This window comes from Burkholderia lata, assembly GCF_902499025.1.
In the GTDB taxonomy this organism is placed as follows: domain Bacteria; phylum Pseudomonadota; class Gammaproteobacteria; order Burkholderiales; family Burkholderiaceae; genus Burkholderia; species Burkholderia lata_C.
This window is the reverse complement of sequence record NZ_CABVPW010000008.1, coordinates 163,260-181,968: the sequence shown is the minus strand read 5'-3', so window position 1 is coordinate 181,968 and position 18,709 is coordinate 163,260. Positions and strand designations below refer to the sequence as shown.

The following is an 18,709-nucleotide window of genomic DNA, read 5'->3' as shown; positions in this document are numbered from 1 at the left end:
CCTGTCTTCAGAGTCCGCGCGTGTCAAAAGGTTGCGGTAGCATGGCGCCCTTGACAAGCGTCGGACGCATTTCCGGCGCGGCCGTTCGCTGAACTGAGGAATCCAAGATGGCATCGAAATCGCTGCCGGCCCGGCCGGTACGCTATACGCAGACGGCGATCGCGCTGCACTGGCTGATCGCGCTGCTGATCGTCTGTGCGTTCGCGATGGGCTGGGTGATGACCGACATCCCCGGCTTCACGCCGACCAAGCTGAAGTACTTCTCGTGGCACAAGTGGATGGGCGTGACGATATTCGCGCTGGTCGTCGTCCGCCTGCTGTGGCGTGCGACCCACGTGCCGCCGGCGCTGCCGCGCGATACGCCGGGGTGGCAGCGTGCGGCGTCGCACGGCGTGCACATCCTGTTGTACCTGCTGATGATCGTGATTCCGGTGACGGGCTACCTGTACAGCTCGGCGGCGAACATCCCGGTCGTCTACCTCGGCATCGTGCCGCTGCCGCGGCTGATCGATCCCGATCCGGTGCTGAAGGAAACCTTCAAGACGCTTCACGTGTCATTGAATTACATTCTGCTTGCGCTCGTCTCGCTGCACGTGCTCGCGGCGCTCAAGCATCAGTTGTTGGACCGCGACGGGCTGCTGTCGCGGATGCTTCCCTTTGCCAAATGAAGGATCCCATGAAAGTGTCTTTCTCCCGCTCCATGCTGACCGCGTTCGCCGCGGTGTCACTTGTCGCGTCGGGCGCGGCGCTCGCCGATGTCGATCTCGCGAAGAGCAAGGTGTCCGCCGTGTCGAAGCAGATGAACGTGCCGACCGAAGGCGCGTTCAAGAAGTTTTCGGCCCAGTTGAAGTTCGACCCGGCGAAGGCCGCGCAGGGCAGCGCCCAGATGACGATCGACGTCGCGAGCTATGACCTCGGCGACAAGATGTACAACGACCAGGTCGCCGGCAAGGACTGGTTCGACGCGAAGGCGTATCCGCAGGCGACGTTCGTGTCGTCGGCGATCGCGCCGGCAGGCGGCAACAAGTACAACGTGACCGGCAAGCTGACGATCAAGGGCAAGTCCGAGAACGTCACGGTGCCCGTCACGGTCACGCAGAGCGGCGCCACGCAGACCTTCGACGGCGTGCTGCCGATCAAGCGCTCGGCGTTCAACGTCGGCACCGGCGAGTGGAAGGACACGTCGGTCGTCGCGGACGAAGTGCAGATCAAGTTCCATCTCGTCGCTACCAAGTAAGCGGCGGGCTGTTGCCTCACCCGAACGCCGCGCGAGGGCGCGGCGCCGTTCCAAGGAGAAAGAGTTTGAAAAAGCAACTGATCATCGCCGCGGGCGCGCTGGCAGCGTCGCTGTCGTTCTCGGCATTCGCCGAAAGCGTCACGTACCAGTTCGACCCGAGCCACACGTACCCGAGCTTCGAGGCTGACCACATGGGCGGCCTGTCGGTCTGGCGCGGCAAGTTCGACAAGTCGAGCGGCTCCGTGACGCTCGACCGCGCGGCGAAGACGGGCACGGTCGACGTGACGACCGACATCGCGTCGATCCACACCGGCAGCGCGAAGCTCGACGAGCACCTGCAGACGGCCGAATTCTTTGACGTCTCCAAGTTCCCGCAGGCGAACTACAAGGGCGCGATCAAGTTCGACGGCGACAAGCCGGTGTCGGTGGTCGGCAACCTGACGCTGCATGGCGTCACGAAGCCGGTCACGCTGAAGATCGATTCGTTCAAGTGCATGCCGCACCCGATGCTCAAGCGTGAAGTGTGCGGCGTCGACGCCGTCGGCGAATTCGACCGCAGCGATTTCGGCCTCGACTACGGCAAGCAGTACGGCTTCAAGATGAAGACGAAGCTGCTGATCACGGCCGAAGCGCTCAAGCAGCAGTAAGCCCGCCGGCCGGGCAGGCCTTCGCGCCGGCCCGCTGCGAGCCCGCCGCCGCGTTCCCGTCAGGGGGCGCGGCGGTTTTTATTTGCGCGCCTATAATCGCCCGAGCGCCGTACCCGGCGCCGGGCAGGCCGACGGCGCCCGAGCGGCTGCCTCGAACAGAACGTACAACGACAAGGAGATCGCCGATGCATGCCGTCACGCAGTCCCGTTCCATTGCCTCGTCGCCGCGCGTGTGGCGCGCGGTGGTCGCCGCGTCGATCGGCAATGCGCTCGAGTGGTTCGATCTCGTCGTCTACGGCTTCTTCGCGGTGACGATCTCGAAGCTGTTCTTCCCGTCCGGCAACGACACCGTGTCGCTGCTGCTCACGCTCGGCACGTTCGGCGTGTCGTTCTTCATGCGCCCGCTCGGCGCGATCGTGCTTGGCGCATATGCCGACCGCGAGGGCCGCAAGGCCGCACTCACGCTGTCGATCCTGTTGATGATGGCCGGCACGCTGATCATCGCGGTGCTGCCGACCTACGAGACGATCGGTGTCGCGGCGCCGGTGATTCTCGTCGCCGCGCGGCTGATGCAGGGCTTTTCGGCCGGCGGCGAGTTCGGCAGCGCGACCGCGTTCCTCGCCGAGCACGTGCCGGGCCGGCGCGGCTTCTTCGCGAGCTGGCAGGTCGCGAGCCAGGGGCTCACGACGCTGCTCGCCGCCGGCTTCGGCACCGTGCTGAACGCGCAGCTCACGGCCGCGCAGATGGCGTCGTGGGGCTGGCGCGTGCCGTTCTTCTTCGGCCTGCTGCTCGGGCCGGTGGCGTACTACATCCGCACGAAGGTCGACGAGACGCCCGAATTCCTCGCGGCGGAAGGCACCGCGAACCCGCTGCGCGACACGTTCGCGTCGCACAAGGCGCGCCTCGTCGCCGCGATGGGCGTGGTCGTGCTGGGCACCGTCGCGACCTATCTCGTGCTGTTCATGCCGACCTACGGCGTGAAGCAGCTCGGCCTCGCACCGTCGGCCGCGTTCGCGGCGATCCTCGTGGTCGGCGTGATCCAGATGGCATTCGCGCCGCTCGTCGGCCACTGGTCGGACACTTACGGCCGCGTGCGCGTGATGATCGCGCCGGCCATCGGCATCCTCGTGCTGATCTACCCGGCGTTCGCGTACCTGGTCGCGCATCCGGGCTTCGGCACGCTGATCGCGCTGCAGGTGCTGCTCGCGTTCCTGATGACGGGGTACTTTGCGGCACTGCCGGGTTTGCTGTCCGAGGTGTTTCCGGTGCAGACGCGCACGACCGGGATGTCGCTCGCGTATAACGTCGCGGTGACGATCTTCGGCGGCTTCGGGCCGTTCATCATCGCGTGGCTGATCAAGGCGACCGGGATGAAGACCGCGCCGAGCTTCTACCTGATGTTCGCGGCCGTGCTGAGCCTCGTGGCGCTGGTCGTGCTGCGCAAGCGGTTCGGGTTCCGGTAACCGGGCGGGCGGCGCGCGTCAGTTGCCGGCGCGTTCGCATGCGGGCTGCGCGGGCATCAGCCGCGGTCTGGCTTCGACGGTCTGCACCGGACGCCCCGCGAGCGCGGCGAGCGCCTGCCTGAGCTGCCAGTCGGTTGCCGTGCCGAACTCGCGCTGCGGCAGCGCCGCGCTCTTCGCCGTATCGATCTTTGCGAGCGCACGCTGCTCGCGCAGCTTCTGCCGTTCCTTGCGCACCTTCGCGAACGGATCGGGCGTCAGCCGGTCCGCATACGGCGCACGGGCGAGATCGGCTTCCCGGTACCACAGCAGCACGCCGTCGACGTCCGAATCGCGGCGCGGCGCCACGAGCCAGTCCGGTACGACACCGTAGCCGTCCATCGGGCAGCCGTTCGGCCGCAGGTTGCGCGCGAACGTGAAATTCAGGCGCGTGCCGTCGATCAGGTCGACGCCCGTCTGCGCGAGCCCCTTCCCGTAGGTCGGCATGCCGAGCAGCTTCGCGCGGCCGAGATCCTTCAGTGCTGCCGCGGTCGCTTCTGCAGCCGACGCGCTCTGCCCGTCGACGAGCACGACGAGCGGCACGGTACGCCACCAGTCATCGGCCTGCAGCGGCGCGAGCGGATCCTGCCCGTGCATGACCGGCAATTCGTAATCGGGCCAGTTGGTCATGTAGCGGCGGCGGTTGGCGTCGCCGCGCTCGACCGTCACCATCGCGGTGCGGTCGCGGCCGGCGAACAGCGCGGTGATGCCGATCGCTGCATTGAGCGCGCCGCCGCCGTTGATGCGCAGATCGAGAATCAGGCCTTTCACCGGCGGTCCCGCGCGGCGTGCGGCCTGCACGGCATCGATGTAGTCGCCGACGGCCGGTTCCGGAAAGCTCGACAGCCGCGTGTACAGGATGTTGCCGTCGAGCCGTTTCGCGGTCGCCGGATGCGGCTTGAGGATCGCCCGCACGGGCGCGAAGCTCAGCACCGCGTGCGACGGGCCGCGCCGGACCGTGAGTTTCAGCGGCACGCCCGCGTCGCCCTTGGCGAGTCTGGTCAGGTCGGCGGGGTCGATTCCGACGACGCTCGTATCGTTCATCGCGACGACGAGATCGTCGGGGCGCACGCCGGCTTTTTCCGCGGGCGCGTCGGGGATCACGTCGACGATGTGCAGCCCGTCGGGCCGCGTCTCGAACACGATGCCGATGCCGGGCGTGCCGTCGCGCGCGCGCCGTTCGTCGTCGAGCCGCTCCTGCTCCTCCTTCGCATCGAAGAAACGCGCGTACGGCAGCGTCTTGATCCCCGCGTGGGTCGTTGCGTCGAGCAGCGCGCCGATGTCGACGTCGGTCAGGTGCTGCCGCTTCAGGACTTCCACCGCTGCCTTGAGCTCGCAGATCTGCGGCTCCCAGTCGGGCGGGCAGGGCGAAGGTGGCTGGGTGGGGGCGGGCGAAGAGGCGGGTGCGGAGGCGGCGGAAGCGGGCGGGGCGGACGCCGGTTGTTGCGCACCGACGGTTGACGCGCACGGCAGGAGCGCGGCCGTGACGGCTGCGCAAACGGCAAGGCGAAGAACGGCACGCGTGGGAGGCATCATCGGGACCGCACGTTTGAACGGAGGACGAAGGTGCTGTTCCGCCTACGCGGCGGGACGGTCTCGATTGTAGCCGACGCGCGTGACGGGGCAGGGCGCGCGGGCTGCGCGATGCGCGGCGGTGGCGCGCAGGCATGAAAAAAGCCGGCCCAACCGGGCCGGCTTTTGGTCTGTTCCCAGACAGCGCGTGCGCTTAAACCTGCGCGCCCGCGTTGGGATCGTCCGGATCGTGCGCGGTCTTCTTGTCCTTGATCAGGTCTTCGCGCTTGATGCCGAGCCACATCGCGAGCGAACCCGCGACGAACACCGACGAGTAGATGCCGAACATGATGCCGACCGTCAGCGCGAGTGCGAAGTAGTGCAGCGTCGGGCCGCCGAAGAAGAACATCGACAGCACCATCATTTCGGTCGACGTGTGCGTGATGATCGTGCGCGACATCGTGGTCGTGATCGCGTGGTTGATCACTTCCTGCACGCTCATCTTGCGTTCGCGGCGGAACGTTTCGCGGATCCGGTCGAAGATGACGACCGACTCGTTGACCGAGTAGCCGAGCACCGCGAGGATGGCCGCGAGCACCGCCAGCGAGAACTCCCACTGGAAGAACGCGAAGAAGCCGAGAATGATCACGACGTCGTGCAGGTTGGCGATGATGCCGGCCACTGCGTACTTCCACTCGAAGCGGAACGACAGGTAGATCACGATGCCGATCACGACGCACGCGAGCGCGAGCAGGCCGTCGGTCGCGAGCTCCCGGCCGACCTGCGGGCCGACGAACTCGACGCGCTGCAGCGTGACGTCCGGGTTCTGCGCCTTCAGCGCGCCCATCACCTGGTCGCTCTGCTGGGCGGACGTGAGGCCTTCCTTCAGCTGCAGGCGGATCAGCACGTTGCGCGACGTGCCGAAGTTCTGCACCTGCGCGTCGGCGTAGCCGAGCGTGCCGAGCGTCGCGCGCACGGGTTCGAGTTCCGCGGCCTGCTGGTACTGCACCTCGATCACCGTGCCGCCGGTGAATTCGACGGACAGGTGCAGCCCGCGGTGGAACAGGAAGAACACGGCGGCGAGGAACGTGACCAGCGAGATCACGTTGAACACCAGCGCGTGCCGCATGAACGGAATGTCTTTACGGATGCGGAAAAATTCCATGGTCTCGTCTCCGGGGCCTTATTGGGTCGAGCCCGGTTTCTTCGGCGACACGCCTTGCTGCGCGCGGTTGCGCAGCTGCGGCTTGCCGGCGCGCGGCGCGTTGCTCTTCGCGGGGGCGGTAAGCTTCGCGGCGCGTGCGGTGTCGGTCGATTCGTCGGCGTCGGTGAACGACGCGCCGGCGGTGGCGCCTTCCGGCTTCCACACCTGGCCGATCGCGAGCGACTTCAGCTTCTTGCGGCCGCCGTACCAGAGGTTGACGATCCCGCGCGAGAAGAACACCGCGGAGAACATCGACGTCAGGATACCGAGGCAGTGCACGATCGCGAACGCGCGAACCGGGCCCGAGCCGAACGCGAGCAGCGCGAGGCCGGCGATCAGCGTCGTGACGTTCGAGTCGAGAATCGTTGCCCAGGCATGCGCGTAGCCGGCCTGGATCGCGGTCTGCGGCGGCTGGCCGGCGCGCAGTTCTTCACGCACGCGCTCGTTGATCAGCACGTTCGAGTCGATCGCCATACCGAGCGCGAGCGCGATAGCGGCGATACCGGGCAGCGTCAGCGTCGCCTGCATCAGCGACAGCACGGCGACGAGCAGCAGCAGGTTCACCGACAGGCCGATCACCGACACCACGCCGAACAGCATGTAGTACGCGATCATGAACACGGCGATCGCGCAGAAGCCCCAGATCACCGAGTGGACGCCCATCTTGATGTTGTCGGCGCCGAGGCTCGGGCCGATCGTGCGTTCCTCGATGATGTCCATCGGAGCGGCGAGCGAACCGGCGCGCAGCAGCAGCGCGAGGTCGGCTGCGGCCTGCGGCGTCGGCTGGCCCGTGATCTGGAAGCGGTCGCCGAGTTCGGACTGGATCGTCGCGACCGTCAGCACTTCGCCCTTGCCCTTCTCGAACAGCACCATTGCCATCGGCTTGCCGATGTTCTCGCGCGAGACCGCGCGCACCGAGCGGCCACCCGCCGAATCGAGGCGGATGTTGACCGACGGACGCTGGTGATCGTCGAAGCCGGCCGATGCATCGATGATGCGGTCGCCCGTGAAGATCACGTCCTTCTTCAGCAGCACCGGCGCCTGGTTGCCCTGCGTGAACAGCTCTTCACCCGGCGGCACCGGGTCGTTCGGGTTCGGGTGCGTGTTGATCGGGTCGGCGAGGCGCGCCTCGAGCGTCGCGGTGCGGCCGATGATGTCCTTCGCCTTCGCGGTGTCCTGCACGCCCGGCAGTTCGACGACGATACGGTCGCTACCTTGCTGCTGCAGGATCGGCTCGGACACGCCGAGTTCGTTCACGCGGTTGTGGAGCGTCGTCAGGTTCTGCTTGAGCGCGGCGTCCTCGACGGACTTCTGCACGGCCGGCGTAAACGTGCCGACGACCTGCGTGCCGCCACCGCCCGGCTGGGTTGCCCATTGCAGTTCGGTGATCGACAGCGCGAGCACCTTGCGGGCGTCTTCCGCCGTCTGCGCATCGCTGAAGTTGACGACCACGGACTGGTCGACGCGGCTCACGCCGCCGTCGCGGATGTTCTTGTCGCGCAGCAGCGTGCGCGCGTCGGACGCGTCGGAATCGAGCTTCTTCGTCAGCGCGCCCGTCATGTCGACCTGGAGCAGGAAGTGGACGCCGCCACGCAGGTCGAGGCCGAGATACATCGGCAGCGCGTGCAGGGAGGTCAGCCAGCGCGGCGACGCGCTCTGCAGGTTCAGGGCGACGACGTACTGCGGATCGTTCGGGTCGGCGTTCAGCGACTTCTGCAGCAGGTCCTTGACGCGCAGCTGCGTATCGGTGTCCTTCAGGCGCACGCGGATGTTCGCGTTGGTCGCCGTGTTCTCGAAGGTGACGTCGTCCGGCGTGATCTGCGCGGAGGCGAGCGCCGATTCGACCTGGGTCAGCGTGGTCGAGTCGAGCTTGACCGTGGCCTTGCCGCTCGACACCTGCACCGCCGGCGCTTCGCCGAAGAAGTTGGGCAATGTGTACAGAAGGCCGATGGCGAGCGCCACGACCATCACGACATATTTCCAGAGTGGATAACGATTCATGAGGGAGCCGAACGGGTGGTTGGCGTGAAAGCGTCGCGTCCGGCGCCGCGGCGGCCCGCTCTCTCAGGCGGGCACGGCGCGGGGAGCCGGACGCTCGGTGAAGGGCTTACAGCGACTTGATCGTGCCCTTCGGCAGAATGGTCGTGACAGCAGCCTTCTGCACGGTGATTTCGGTGCCTTCGGCGATTTCGACGCCGATGTAGCCTTCGGTGACCTTCGTCACCTTGCCCACAAGGCCGCCGCTCGTGACGACTTCGTCGCCCTTGGCCATGGCCGCGAGCATGTTGCGATGCTCCTTCTGACGCTTCATCTGCGGACGGATCATGATGAAGTAGAGCACGGCGAACATCAGGATGAGCGGCAGGAAGCTCATCAGGCTCGATTCGGCGCCACCGGCACCTTGCGCGAAGGCATTGGAAATGAACGGCACGTTGGTCTCTCCGTAGGGGAAGATCGAAAAATAAGCCGGATATTCTACCACCGGCCCCATGCGCAAACGGCGCGGCAAATGCGCTTTGAGATCAAGCTGTTAAAGCGCGAACCGACGTCGCTGCGACTTGTTTGGAAAGGTAATTGTAATATTTGGCGACCCGGAGCGGCAGTTGGGGTGCGTTATTTAGTACACGTCCCATGTGACGGGCCGCCCATCGGGCCGCCCGCGCGTCTGCCGGCCCGTCAGTCGACACCTCTCGCGCGATCCTCCGCGAAGCGCTGGCGGAACGCGTCGAACGTGTGGGTCTCGATCGCTTCGCGGATCTCGGTCATCAACTGCAGGTAATAGTGCAGGTTGTGGATCGTGTTGAGTTGCGCGCCGAGGATCTCGCCGACGCGGTGCAGGTGATGCAGGTAGCCGCGCGAGAAGTTCTGGCACGTGTAGCACGTGCAGCTCGCGTCGAGCGGCTTCAGCGAGTTCTTGTGCGTCGCGTTGCGGATCTTCACGTCGCCGAAGCGCGTGAACAGCCAGCCGTTGCGCGCGTTGCGGGTCGGCATCACGCAGTCGAACATGTCGATGCCGTTCGCGACGCCCTCGACCAGATCCTCCGGCGTGCCGACACCCATCAGGTAGTGCGGCTTGTTGGCCGGCAGCTTCGGGCCGACGTGCCGCAGCACGCGCATCATGTCTTCCTTCGGCTCGCCGACCGACAGCCCGCCGATCGCGAGGCCGTGGAAGCCGAGTTCCGCGAGGCCCGCGAGCGATTCGTCGCGCAGGTCCTCGAACATCCCGCCCTGGACGATCCCGAAGAGGGCATTCGGGTTGCCGAGCCGGTCGAACTCGTCGAGCGAGCGCTTCGCCCAGCGCATCGACATGCGCATCGAGTCCGCTGCTTCCTTGTGCGTGGTCGGCACGCCGTTGGTCGCATACGGCGTGCACTCGTCGAACTGCATCACGACGTCGGAGTTCAGCACCTTCTGGATCTGCATCGACACTTCCGGCGACAGGAACAGCTTGTCGCCGTTGATCGGCGACGCGAACGTGACGCCGTCCTCGGTGATCTTGCGCAGGTCGCCGAGCGAGAACACCTGGAAGCCGCCCGAGTCGGTCAGGATCGGCTTGTTCCAGCCCATGAAGGCGTGCAGGCCGCCGTGCGCGTCGATCGTGTCGAGGCCCGGGCGCAGCCACAGGTGGAACGTGTTGCCGAGGATGATCTGGGCCTTGATCTCGTGCAGCTCGCGCGGCTGGATCGCCTTCACGGTGCCGTACGTGCCGACCGGCATGAAGATCGGCGTCTCGACCACGCCATGGTTGAGCTTCACGCGGCCGCGGCGCGCATGGCCGTCGGTCGTCAGCAGTTCGAATTCAAGCCCGTTCGCCGGGCGGTCCTGCACGGGGGCGTGCGTATCGTGGGACGAACCTTCGGTCATCGCGTCATTCTCCTCGCTACCGGAAAACAGTCCGGCGCAGGTTGGAAACGCCGCCGGAAGCCGGCGGCGGGGAAAAAACGGGTGCGTGCCATCGTAGCGCGCGCAGCGGGCACGGCGTTACCGCGCACGGCAATTTCTTGCGGTGCTTGCGGGACGTGCGTCGCTTATACGGCGTCGACCGTCTCCGGCGCGTCGCGCCGCGTGAGCAGCATCGCATCGCCGTAGCTGAAGAAGCGATAGCGTTGCTCGATCGCGTGCCGGTACGCGGCGCGGATCGTCTCGACGCCCGCGAACGCGGACACGAGCATCAGCAGCGTCGACTTCGGCAGGTGGAAGTTCGTGACGAGCCGGTCGACCACGCGGAACCGATAGCCGGGCGTGATGAAGATGTCGGTCTCGGCCTGCGTGGCCGCGAGCGGGCGACCCGCTTCGTCGGCCGCGCGCGCGGCGGCTTCGAGCGCACGCATCGACGTCGTGCCGACCGCGATCACGTTGCCGCCGCGCGCGCGGGTCGCGGCGATCTTGTCGACGAGCGACTGCGGCAGGTCGTACCACTCGCTGTGCATCTTGTGCTCGGCGATGTTGTCGACGCGCACCGGCTGGAACGTGCCGGCGCCGACGTGCAGCGTCAGCGTCGCGCGTTCGACACCCATCGCATCGAGCCGGTCGAGCATCGGCTGGTCGAAGTGCAGCCCGGCCGTCGGTGCGGCGACCGCGCCCGGGTTGCTCGCATAGACGGTCTGGTAGCGCGTCTCGTCGGTCGCGTCGGGATCGTGCTCGATATAGGGCGGCAGCGGCAGGCGGCCGTACTGCTCGATCAGGTCGAGGCACGGCTCGGGGAAGTTCAGCGTGAAGAACGGGTCGACGCGCTCGCCGACGGTCACGTCGAACGCATCGGCGAGCCGCAGCGTCGTGCCGGCGCCCGGCGACTTGCTCGCGCGGATCTGCGCGAGCGCCGTGTGCGTGCCGGTGACGCGCTCGATCAGCACCTCGATCTTGCCGCCGCTGGCCTTCTGGCCGAAGAAACGCGCCTTCAGCACCTTGGTATCGTTGAAGACGAGCAGGTCGCCGGCCGCGATGCACGACGGCAACTCGGCGAAATGGCGGTCGGCCAGGCGCGCGGGCGCGACGGTGCCGTCAACCTCGAGCAGGCGGCTCGCGGTGCGATCGGGCAGCGCGGTTTGTGCAATCAGCTCGGGCGGCAGATTGAAATCGAAATCGGAAAGCGTGAACATGCGGGCTGGTTCGAAGCGGCCGGCGGGCGTCGCCGGCAGGGCGGAAACGCGTAAATGGGGCGCGCGAGCCGCTATGATGACGGGATGCGCGGCCTGGCCGGCGTCGTTCGTTCGGACGACGTGAAAGCCGCTATTGTACTTGCCTTGCGAAGCACCCAGACGATCCGATGCCTGTGTCACCACGCCGTTCCCCCGCCGCCGTTGCCGATTCCGCCGATCCGTTCGACGCGGAGGATGTCGCGCCGCCCGCGCCAAGCGCGGAGGAGCGTGGTTCCGCCGAGCGCGCCGCACCGCGTCGTGCCGGCCCGAAGCGCGGCGCCGACGGCAGGCTCGCGCAGCCGGCCGCCGCCGCGCCCGATACCGATGCCGATGACGCCGCCAGCGATGCGGCGGGTGCGGCCGGCGCGAAGCGCAAGAAGAAGCCGGCCGCGGATAAACCCGTGAAGACCGTCGACAAGCTCGCGAAGCTCGGCCTCACGCGCTCGATCGATCTCGTGCTGCATCTGCCGATGCGCTACGAGGACGAAACCACGCTCACCCCGATCGGCGACCTGCTGCCGGGCGGCATCGCGCAGGCCGAAGGCGTCGTGTTCGACAACGAGGTCGCGTACCGGCCGCGCCGCCAGCTGGTCGTGAAGATCCAGGACGACGACGGCGAGCACCTCGTGCTGCGCTTCCTGAATTTCTACGGGTCGCAGGTCAAGCAGATGGCCGTCGGCCAGCGGCTGCGCGTGCGCGGCGACGTGCGCGGCGGCTTCTTCGGGATGGAGATGGTGCATCCGGCGGTGCGCGTCGTCGAAGCCGATGCGCCGCTGCCGCAGGTGCTCACGCCCGTCTACCCGAGCACGGCCGGCGTGTCGCAGGCCTATCTGCGCAAGGCGATCGAGAACGCGGTCGAGCGCACGCCGCTGCCCGAACTGCTGCCGCCCGAGATCCAGCGCGACTACCTCAAGCCGCTCGACGTACCGACGCTCGAGCAGGCGGTGCGGATCCTGCACCACCCGCGCGTCGATTCCGACGAAGCCGCGCTGATGGACGGCTCGCATCCGGCGTGGACGCGCATCAAGTTCGAGGAGCTGCTCGCGCAGCAGCTGTCGCTCAAGCGCGCGCACGAGGAGCGCCGCACGCGCGCGGCGCCCGCGATGCCGCGCCGCACCGCGAGCGATGCCGGTGCGCTGACGACCCGGCTCTACGCGGCGCTGCCGTTCACGCTGACGGGCGCGCAGGCACGTGTCGTCGACGAGATCGCGCACGACCTCACGCTCGCGCACCCGATGCAGCGCCTGCTGCAGGGCGACGTCGGCAGCGGCAAGACCGTCGTCGCGGCGCTGGCTGCCACGCAGGCGATCGACGCCGGCTACCAGGCCGCGCTGATGGCGCCCACCGAAATCCTCGCGGAACAGCACGCGCGCAAGCTGCGCGCGTGGCTCGAGCCGCTCGGCGTCACGGTCGCGTGGCTCGCGGGCAGCCTGAAGGCGAAGGAGAAGCGCGCGGCGATCGAGGCGGCCGCGCTCGGCACCGCGCAGCTCGTGATCGGCACGCACGCGATCATCCAGGACACGGTCGAATTCGCGCGGCTCGGCCTCGTGATCGTCGACGAGCAGCACCGCTTCGGCGTCGAGCAGCGCCTCGCGCTGCGTGCGAAGGCCGCGAATGCGGCCAACGGCGCGCGCGATTTCCAGCCGCACCAGCTGATGATGTCGGCCACGCCGATTCCGCGCACGCTCGCGATGACGTACTACGCGGATCTCGAGGTCTCGACGATCGACGAGCTGCCGCCGGGCCGCACGCCCGTGCTGACGCGCCTCGTCGGCGATGCGCGGCGCGAGGAGGTGATCGCCCGCGTGCGCGAGGCCGCGCTGACCGGGCGCCAGGTGTACTGGGTGTGCCCGCTGATCGAGGAAAGCGAGACGCTGCAGCTGCAAACGGCCGTCGAGACTTACGAGACGCTGGCCGCCGCGCTCCCGGAGCTGAAGGTCGGGCTCGTGCACGGCCGGCTGTCGCCGGCCGACAAGGCGGCCGTGATGGAAGCGTTCACGCGCAACGACGTGCAGCTGCTCGTCGCGACGACCGTGATCGAGGTCGGCGTCGACGTGCCCAACGCGTCGCTGATGGTGATCGAGCACGCGGAGCGCTTCGGCCTCGCGCAGCTGCACCAGCTGCGCGGCCGGGTCGGGCGCGGCACCGCGGCATCGGTGTGCGTGCTGCTGTACACGGGGCCGCTGTCGCTCACGGGCCGCGAGCGGCTGAAGACGATGCGCGAGACGACCGACGGCTTCGAGATCGCACGGCGCGACCTCGAGATCCGCGGCCCCGGCGAATTCCTCGGCGCACGCCAGTCGGGCGCGGCGATGCTGCGCTTTGCGAACCTCGAGACCGACGGCTGGCTGATCGACCCGGCCCGCGACGCCGCGACGCGGCTGATTGCCGCGTATCCCGAGATCGTCACGCAGCATCTCGCGCGCTGGCTGGGCGCACGGGAGCAGTATCTGAAGGCCTGATTCGCGGGTCGGGGCCGGATTTAAAACCGCCGTTTGAAGCATTCCGATGCAGAGAAACTTGGCGAACCGGTGCCACAGGGTGTATAAATTAAACCTATCGCCTGTATATCTCTGATTGACCCACAATGACGCTGACTGAATTGAAATACATCGTCGCGGTCGCGCGCGAACGGCATTTCGGCCGCGCGGCCGAAGCATGCTTCGTGAGCCAGCCGACGCTGTCGGTGGCGATCAAGAAGCTCGAAGACGAGCTCAACGTGCAGATTTTCGAGCGCGGCGCGAGCGAAGTGAGCGTAACGCCGATCGGCGACCAGATCGTCACGCAGGCGCAGCGCGTGCTCGAGCAGACCTTCGCGATCAAGGAGATCGCGAAGCAGGGCAAGGATCCGCTGGTCGGCCCGTTCCGCCTTGGCGTGATCTACACGATCGGGCCGTACCTGCTGCCGACACTCGTCAAGCAGATGATCCAGCGTGTCCCGCAGATGCCGCTGATGCTGCAGGAAAACTACACGCTGAAGCTGCTCGAACTGCTGAAGCAGGGCGAGATCGACGCCGCGATCATGGCGCTGCCGTTTCCGGAAACCGGCCTGATGGTGCGCCCGCTGTACGACGAACCGTTCGTCGTCGCACTGCCGGCCGGCCATCCGTGGGAAAAGCGCGAGGAAATCGACGCCGAGGACCTGAAGCAGGAAACCATGCTGCTGCTCGGCAACGGCCACTGCTTCCGCGATCACGTACTCGGCGTGTGCCCGGAACTGATGCGCTTCTCGCAGACGGCCGACGGCATCCAGAAAACCTTCGAGGGTTCGTCGCTCGAGACGATCCGTCACATGGTTGCGAGCGGCGTCGGCATCACCGTGCTGCCGCGGATGTCGGTCGCCGAAGTCGGCCCGCGCGCGAACGGCCCCGATGCCGAACTGCTGTCATACGTGCCCTTCAACGAACCGGTGCCCGACCGCCGCGTGGTGCTCGTGTGGCGCAAGAGCTTCACGCGGATGCCGGCGATCGACGCGATCAGCGACGCGATTTCCGCCTGCGAGCTGCCGGGCGTCGCGAAGCTCGACATGCCGGCGACGATGAACTGAGCACGCTGCAGCATGCGTGTGTGGCAACACGATGAACGGGGTCTTGCGACCCCGTTTATTTTTCTCTATCGCATAGATAAAATTTATCAAATTAAAGTAATTGATAGATGTAGATAGAATGCTCTACATGGATCGGCGTCGTGTCGACGACCGATCCGCACGTTGAATGCAAGCGTCAAAGGAGGATGTCATGATGCGGTCGGTATTGCAGCACGCGCAGCGGAACATCCCGTCGCGCGACGCGGTCGTACATCGCGCCAGGGCGGCGGTTCGCAGCCTGCGTCCGATTGCGTTCGCGTACCTGGCGGACCGCGTGTATGGTGGCTGAAGATCGCCGCGCGCCGGTTCAGTGTTCCCCCGATTCACCCGCCGTCAAGCCATGAGGGAGCAGCGCATGTCCGAAAGCTTCAATACCGCCCGCAGCGCCGGCACGACGCCTGCCGGCAGCCGGTTCCCCGAGCGTCCCGCCTGCGGCACATCGCGGCGGGAGCGCGCGCCACAGGCCACGCACGACATCCCGTAGTACGACAGGAGGACCAACCTGTTCCGTTTCCCATCCCCGCAATGACACTCCACCCACCGCGCCCGGCATGCCGCCGGAGCAAACGGATGGAGTCATACGAGCAAGCCAAGGAGAAATCGCATGTCGAACGAAACGAAGTGCCCGTTCAACCACACCGCTGGTGGCGGCACGACGAACAAGGACTGGTGGCCGAATCAGCTTAACCTGAACATCCTGCATCGGCATTCGGCGCTGTCCGATCCGATGGACAAGGATTTCGACTACGCAGAAGCGTTCAAGACGCTGGACCTCGCGGCGGTGAAGAAGGATCTGCACGCGCTGATGACGGCGTCGCAGGACTGGTGGCCGGCCGACTTCGGCCACTATGGCGGCCTGTTCATCCGCATGGCCTGGCACAGTGCCGGCACGTACCGCACGGCCGACGGCCGCGGCGGCGCGGGCGGCGGGCAGCAGCGCTTCGCGCCGCTCAACAGCTGGCCGGACAACGTGAGCCTCGACAAGGCGCGCCGCCTGCTGTGGCCGATCAAGCAGAAGTACGGCCGCAACATCTCGTGGGCCGACCTGCTGATCCTGACCGGCAACGTCGCGCTCGAATCGATGGGCTTCAAGACCTTCGGCTACGCCGGCGGCCGCGTCGATACGTGGGAGCCGGACGACGTGTACTGGGGTTCGGAAAAGATCTGGCTGGAACTGAGCGGCGGCCCGAACAGCCGCTACTCGGGCAAGCGCGACCTCGAAAGCCCGCTCGCCGCGGTGCAGATGGGCCTCATCTACGTGAACCCGGAAGGCCCGGACGGCAACCCCGACCCGGTCGCCGCCGCGCATGACATCCGCGAGACGTTCGCGCGCATGGCGATGAACGACGAAGAGACGGTCGCGCTGATCGCGGGCGGCCACACGTTCGGCAAGACGCACGGCGCGGGTCCCGCGTCGAACGTCGGCGCCGAGCCGGAAGCCGCGGGCCTCGAGCAGCAGGGTCTCGGCTGGAAGAGCACGTTCGGCACGGGCAAGGGCAAGGATGCGATCACGAGCGGCCTCGAAGTCACGTGGACGTCGACGCCGACGCAGTGGAGCAACGACTTCTTCAAGCACCTGTTCAGCTACGAGTGGGAGCTCACGAAGAGCCCGGCCGGTGCGCACCAGTGGGTCGCGAAGGACGCCGGCGACGTGATTCCGGATGCCTTCGATGCATCGAAGAAGCATCGCCCGACGATGCTGACGACCGACCTGTCGCTGCGTTTCGATCCGGCCTACGAGAAGATTTCGCGCCGCTTCTACGAGAACCCGGCCGAGTTCGCCGACGCGTTCGCGCGTGCATGGTTCAAGCTCACGCACCGCGACATGGGGCCGCGCGCCCGCTATCTCGGCCCGGACGTGCCGGCCGAGCATCTGTTGTGGCAGGACCCGATTCCGGCCGTCGACCACCAGCTGATCGACGCCGCCGACGTCGCGGCGCTGAAGGCGAAGGTGCTTGCATCGGGCCTGTCGGTGTCGCAGCTCGTGTCGACCGCATGGGCGTCGGCTGCGACGTTCCGCGGTTCGGACAAGCGCGGCGGCGCGAACGGTGCGCGGATCCGCCTGGCGCCGCAGAAGGACTGGGAAGTGAACCGTCCGGCTGAACTCGCGAAGGTGCTCGCGACGCTCGAAGGCGTGCAGAAGGCGTTTAACGACGCGCAGACGGGCGGCAAGAAGGTGTCGCTCGCCGACCTGATCGTGCTGGCCGGTGCGGCCGGCGTCGAGCAGGCAGCGAAGAACGCGGGCGTCGCGGTGACGGTGCCGTTCGCACCGGGTCGTGCGGATGCGACGCAGGAGGAGACCGATATCGAAGCGATGGCCGTGCTCGAGCCGGTCGCGGACGGTTTCCGCAACTTCCTGAAGCACGCGTACCAGACACCGGCCGAGGCGCTGCTGGTCGACAAGGCGCAACTGCTGACGCTGACCGCGCCCGAGATGACGGTACTCGTCGGTGGCCTGCGTGTGCTCGATGCGAACGCAGGCGACGCGAAGCAGGGCGTGTTCACCGACCGTCCGGAAGCGCTGACGAACGACTTCTTCGTGAACCTGCTGGACATGGGCACGGAATGGAAGCCGGTGTCGGCCGCGAACGACGTGTTCGAAGGGCGCGATCGTGCGACGGGCAACGTCAAGTGGACCGGCTCGCGCGTCGACCTGATCTTCGGCTCGCATGCGCAACTGCGTGCGCTGGCCGAGGTGTACGGCAGCGAGGACGCGAAGGAGAAGTTCGCGCACGACTTCGTCGCGGCCTGGAACAAGGTGATGAACCTCGACCGCTTCGACCTCGCGTAAGTGTCGCCGTGCCGTAGTGCGGTGATGCAGTAACGGGAAACGGCCGGTCGTCCGACCGGCCGTTTCTTCCAGACCCTCAGTTTCGTTGAAGGAGTGACGATCATGACGCAAATGATGCTGAACATGCGCGCCGTACTGGCGTCGCCGGCCGAGATCGCGCGGTACGTAGTCGGATTCGCGATCGTCATCGGCGGTGCGGCCGAGCTGGTGTCGCAGGCGGTGCACGCGATCGCCTGAGCGCGGCGCTTCACGCGCCACGCAGCGTGGCGAACCGTGTGCGCGGATGGCGCGGTATCGAGAGGCAGGTAACCCGATTCGTTTTCATTGCTCTGGTTCATTGAATAAGGAGTCCGGAACATGTCCAGGAAGATTCACGCTGCCCAGATCGATATCGGCATCAGCGACAAGGACCGCAAGACGATCGCGGAGGGCCTGTCGCGCCTGCTCGCCGATACGTTCACGCTGTACCTGAAGACCCACAATTTCCACTGGAACGTCACGGGCCCGATGTTCAACACGCTGCACCTGATGTTCGAGGCGCAGTACAACGAACTGTGGCTCGCGGTCGATTCGGTTGCCGAACGCATTCGTACGCTCGGCGTCGTCGCGCCGGGTACCTTCGGCGATTTCGCGAAACTGTCGTCGGTGCCGGAAGCGAACGGCGTGCCGGCGGCCGAAGACATGATCCGCCAGCTCGTTGAAGGGCATGAGGCTGTCGTGCGCACCGCTCGTGCGATCTTTCCGCTTGCCGATGCGGCGAGCGACGAGCCGACCGCCGATCTGCTGACGCAGCGCCTGCAGATTCATGAAAAAACCGCGTGGATGCTGCGGTCGCTGCTCGCGTAGGCATGCAACGGGCGGCAGGCAGGCTGAAGCTCTCGTAGACCGGCTCCGGCCCTGATTGATTCATACGCATCGGGCCGGGCCCAGGCCGCTGCGCCTGACGGATCCGCGCGTGCGTCGGCTCTGTCCCTTGATTGATGTGCTTCGCGGCTCGACGATGTGCGGCGGGCACCGGCAGCGCGCTGGCGTCCGGCAGCAATCGCCCGCGGGCCGCGCCGACATGACGCGAAGCACCGCTCGGCTCTAAAATGC

At 66.8% G+C, this 18,709-nt stretch carries 15 protein-coding genes; 9 read left to right on the top strand and 6 right to left on the bottom strand.

Going from position 1 to position 18,709, the window contains the following annotated elements; translation table 11 throughout:
• The first annotated feature begins 107 nt into the window (after positions 1–107).
• The 4 genes from BDI24065_RS10620 to BDI24065_RS10605 all read left to right on the top strand — a co-directional run bounded on the left by BDI24065_RS10620 (position 108) and on the right by BDI24065_RS10605 (position 3,347).
• Positions 108–668: a cytochrome b gene (locus BDI24065_RS10620; RefSeq protein WP_175031201.1), complete on the top strand. Its 561-nt coding sequence runs from the start codon at positions 108–110 to the stop codon at positions 666–668.
• An 8-nt stretch (positions 669–676) separates the two neighbouring features.
• Complete coding sequence (locus BDI24065_RS10615; protein WP_175031200.1) at positions 677–1,237, top strand: YceI family protein; 561 nt, start codon at positions 677–679, stop codon at positions 1,235–1,237.
• Positions 1,238–1,302: 65 nt separating this feature from the next.
• Positions 1,303–1,884 (top strand): YceI family protein, encoded by a 582-nt coding sequence (locus BDI24065_RS10610; protein WP_175031199.1) that lies wholly within the window; start codon positions 1,303–1,305, stop codon positions 1,882–1,884.
• A 185-nt stretch (positions 1,885–2,069) separates the two neighbouring features.
• On the top strand, positions 2,070–3,347 hold the full coding sequence (locus BDI24065_RS10605; protein WP_175031198.1) for an MFS transporter: 1,278 nt from the start codon (positions 2,070–2,072) through the stop codon (positions 3,345–3,347).
• 18 nt (positions 3,348–3,365) lie between these two features.
• Here the strand turns inward: BDI24065_RS10605 and BDI24065_RS10600 are convergent, their stop codons facing one another.
• The 6 genes from BDI24065_RS10600 to queA all read right to left on the bottom strand — a co-directional run bounded on the left by BDI24065_RS10600 (position 3,366) and on the right by queA (position 11,198).
• Positions 3,366–4,919 (bottom strand): S41 family peptidase, encoded by a 1,554-nt coding sequence (locus BDI24065_RS10600; RefSeq protein ID WP_175031197.1) that lies wholly within the window; start codon positions 4,917–4,919, stop codon positions 3,366–3,368.
• 190 nt (positions 4,920–5,109) lie between these two features.
• The gene (secF, locus tag BDI24065_RS10595) at positions 5,110–6,060 is read right to left on the bottom strand and encodes a protein translocase subunit SecF (protein WP_175031196.1); all 951 of its coding nucleotides are present in this window, start codon (positions 6,058–6,060) and stop codon (positions 5,110–5,112) included.
• A gap of 18 nt (positions 6,061–6,078) precedes the next feature.
• On the bottom strand, positions 6,079–8,100 hold the full coding sequence (gene secD, locus BDI24065_RS10590; RefSeq protein WP_175031195.1) for a protein translocase subunit SecD: 2,022 nt from the start codon (positions 8,098–8,100) through the stop codon (positions 6,079–6,081).
• 106 nt (positions 8,101–8,206) lie between these two features.
• On the bottom strand, positions 8,207–8,530 hold the full coding sequence (gene yajC, locus BDI24065_RS10585; protein WP_006476868.1) for a preprotein translocase subunit YajC: 324 nt from the start codon (positions 8,528–8,530) through the stop codon (positions 8,207–8,209).
• Between the two features lie 245 nt (positions 8,531–8,775).
• Positions 8,776–9,963: a tRNA guanosine(34) transglycosylase Tgt gene (gene tgt / locus BDI24065_RS10580; RefSeq protein WP_175031194.1), complete on the bottom strand. Its 1,188-nt coding sequence runs from the start codon at positions 9,961–9,963 to the stop codon at positions 8,776–8,778.
• A gap of 164 nt (positions 9,964–10,127) precedes the next feature.
• Positions 10,128–11,198, bottom strand: a complete 1,071-nt coding sequence (queA, locus tag BDI24065_RS10575) for a tRNA preQ1(34) S-adenosylmethionine ribosyltransferase-isomerase QueA (RefSeq protein WP_175031193.1) — start codon at positions 11,196–11,198, stop codon at positions 10,128–10,130.
• 167 nt (positions 11,199–11,365) lie between these two features.
• On the opposite strand from queA, the gene recG reads away from it, so the two are divergent.
• From recG to BDI24065_RS10555, 5 genes are all read left to right on the top strand, one after another.
• Complete coding sequence (gene recG, locus BDI24065_RS10570) at positions 11,366–13,699, top strand: ATP-dependent DNA helicase RecG (RefSeq protein WP_175031192.1); 2,334 nt, start codon at positions 11,366–11,368, stop codon at positions 13,697–13,699.
• Positions 13,700–13,824: 125 nt separating this feature from the next.
• Positions 13,825–14,784, top strand: a complete 960-nt coding sequence (locus BDI24065_RS10565) for a hydrogen peroxide-inducible genes activator (RefSeq protein WP_043189592.1) — start codon at positions 13,825–13,827, stop codon at positions 14,782–14,784.
• Between the two features lie 643 nt (positions 14,785–15,427).
• Positions 15,428–17,614, top strand: coding sequence for a catalase/peroxidase HPI (katG, locus tag BDI24065_RS10560; RefSeq protein ID WP_175031191.1), 2,187 nt, complete (start codon positions 15,428–15,430; stop codon positions 17,612–17,614).
• Between the two features lie 102 nt (positions 17,615–17,716).
• Positions 17,717–17,851: a hypothetical protein gene (locus tag BDI24065_RS41355; RefSeq protein WP_302479453.1), complete on the top strand. Its 135-nt coding sequence runs from the start codon at positions 17,717–17,719 to the stop codon at positions 17,849–17,851.
• A gap of 120 nt (positions 17,852–17,971) precedes the next feature.
• Entirely contained in the window at positions 17,972–18,460 is a 489-nt protein-coding gene (locus tag BDI24065_RS10555; protein ID WP_175031190.1) for a Dps family protein, read from the top strand.
• The last annotated feature ends 249 nt before the right edge of the window (positions 18,461–18,709 follow it).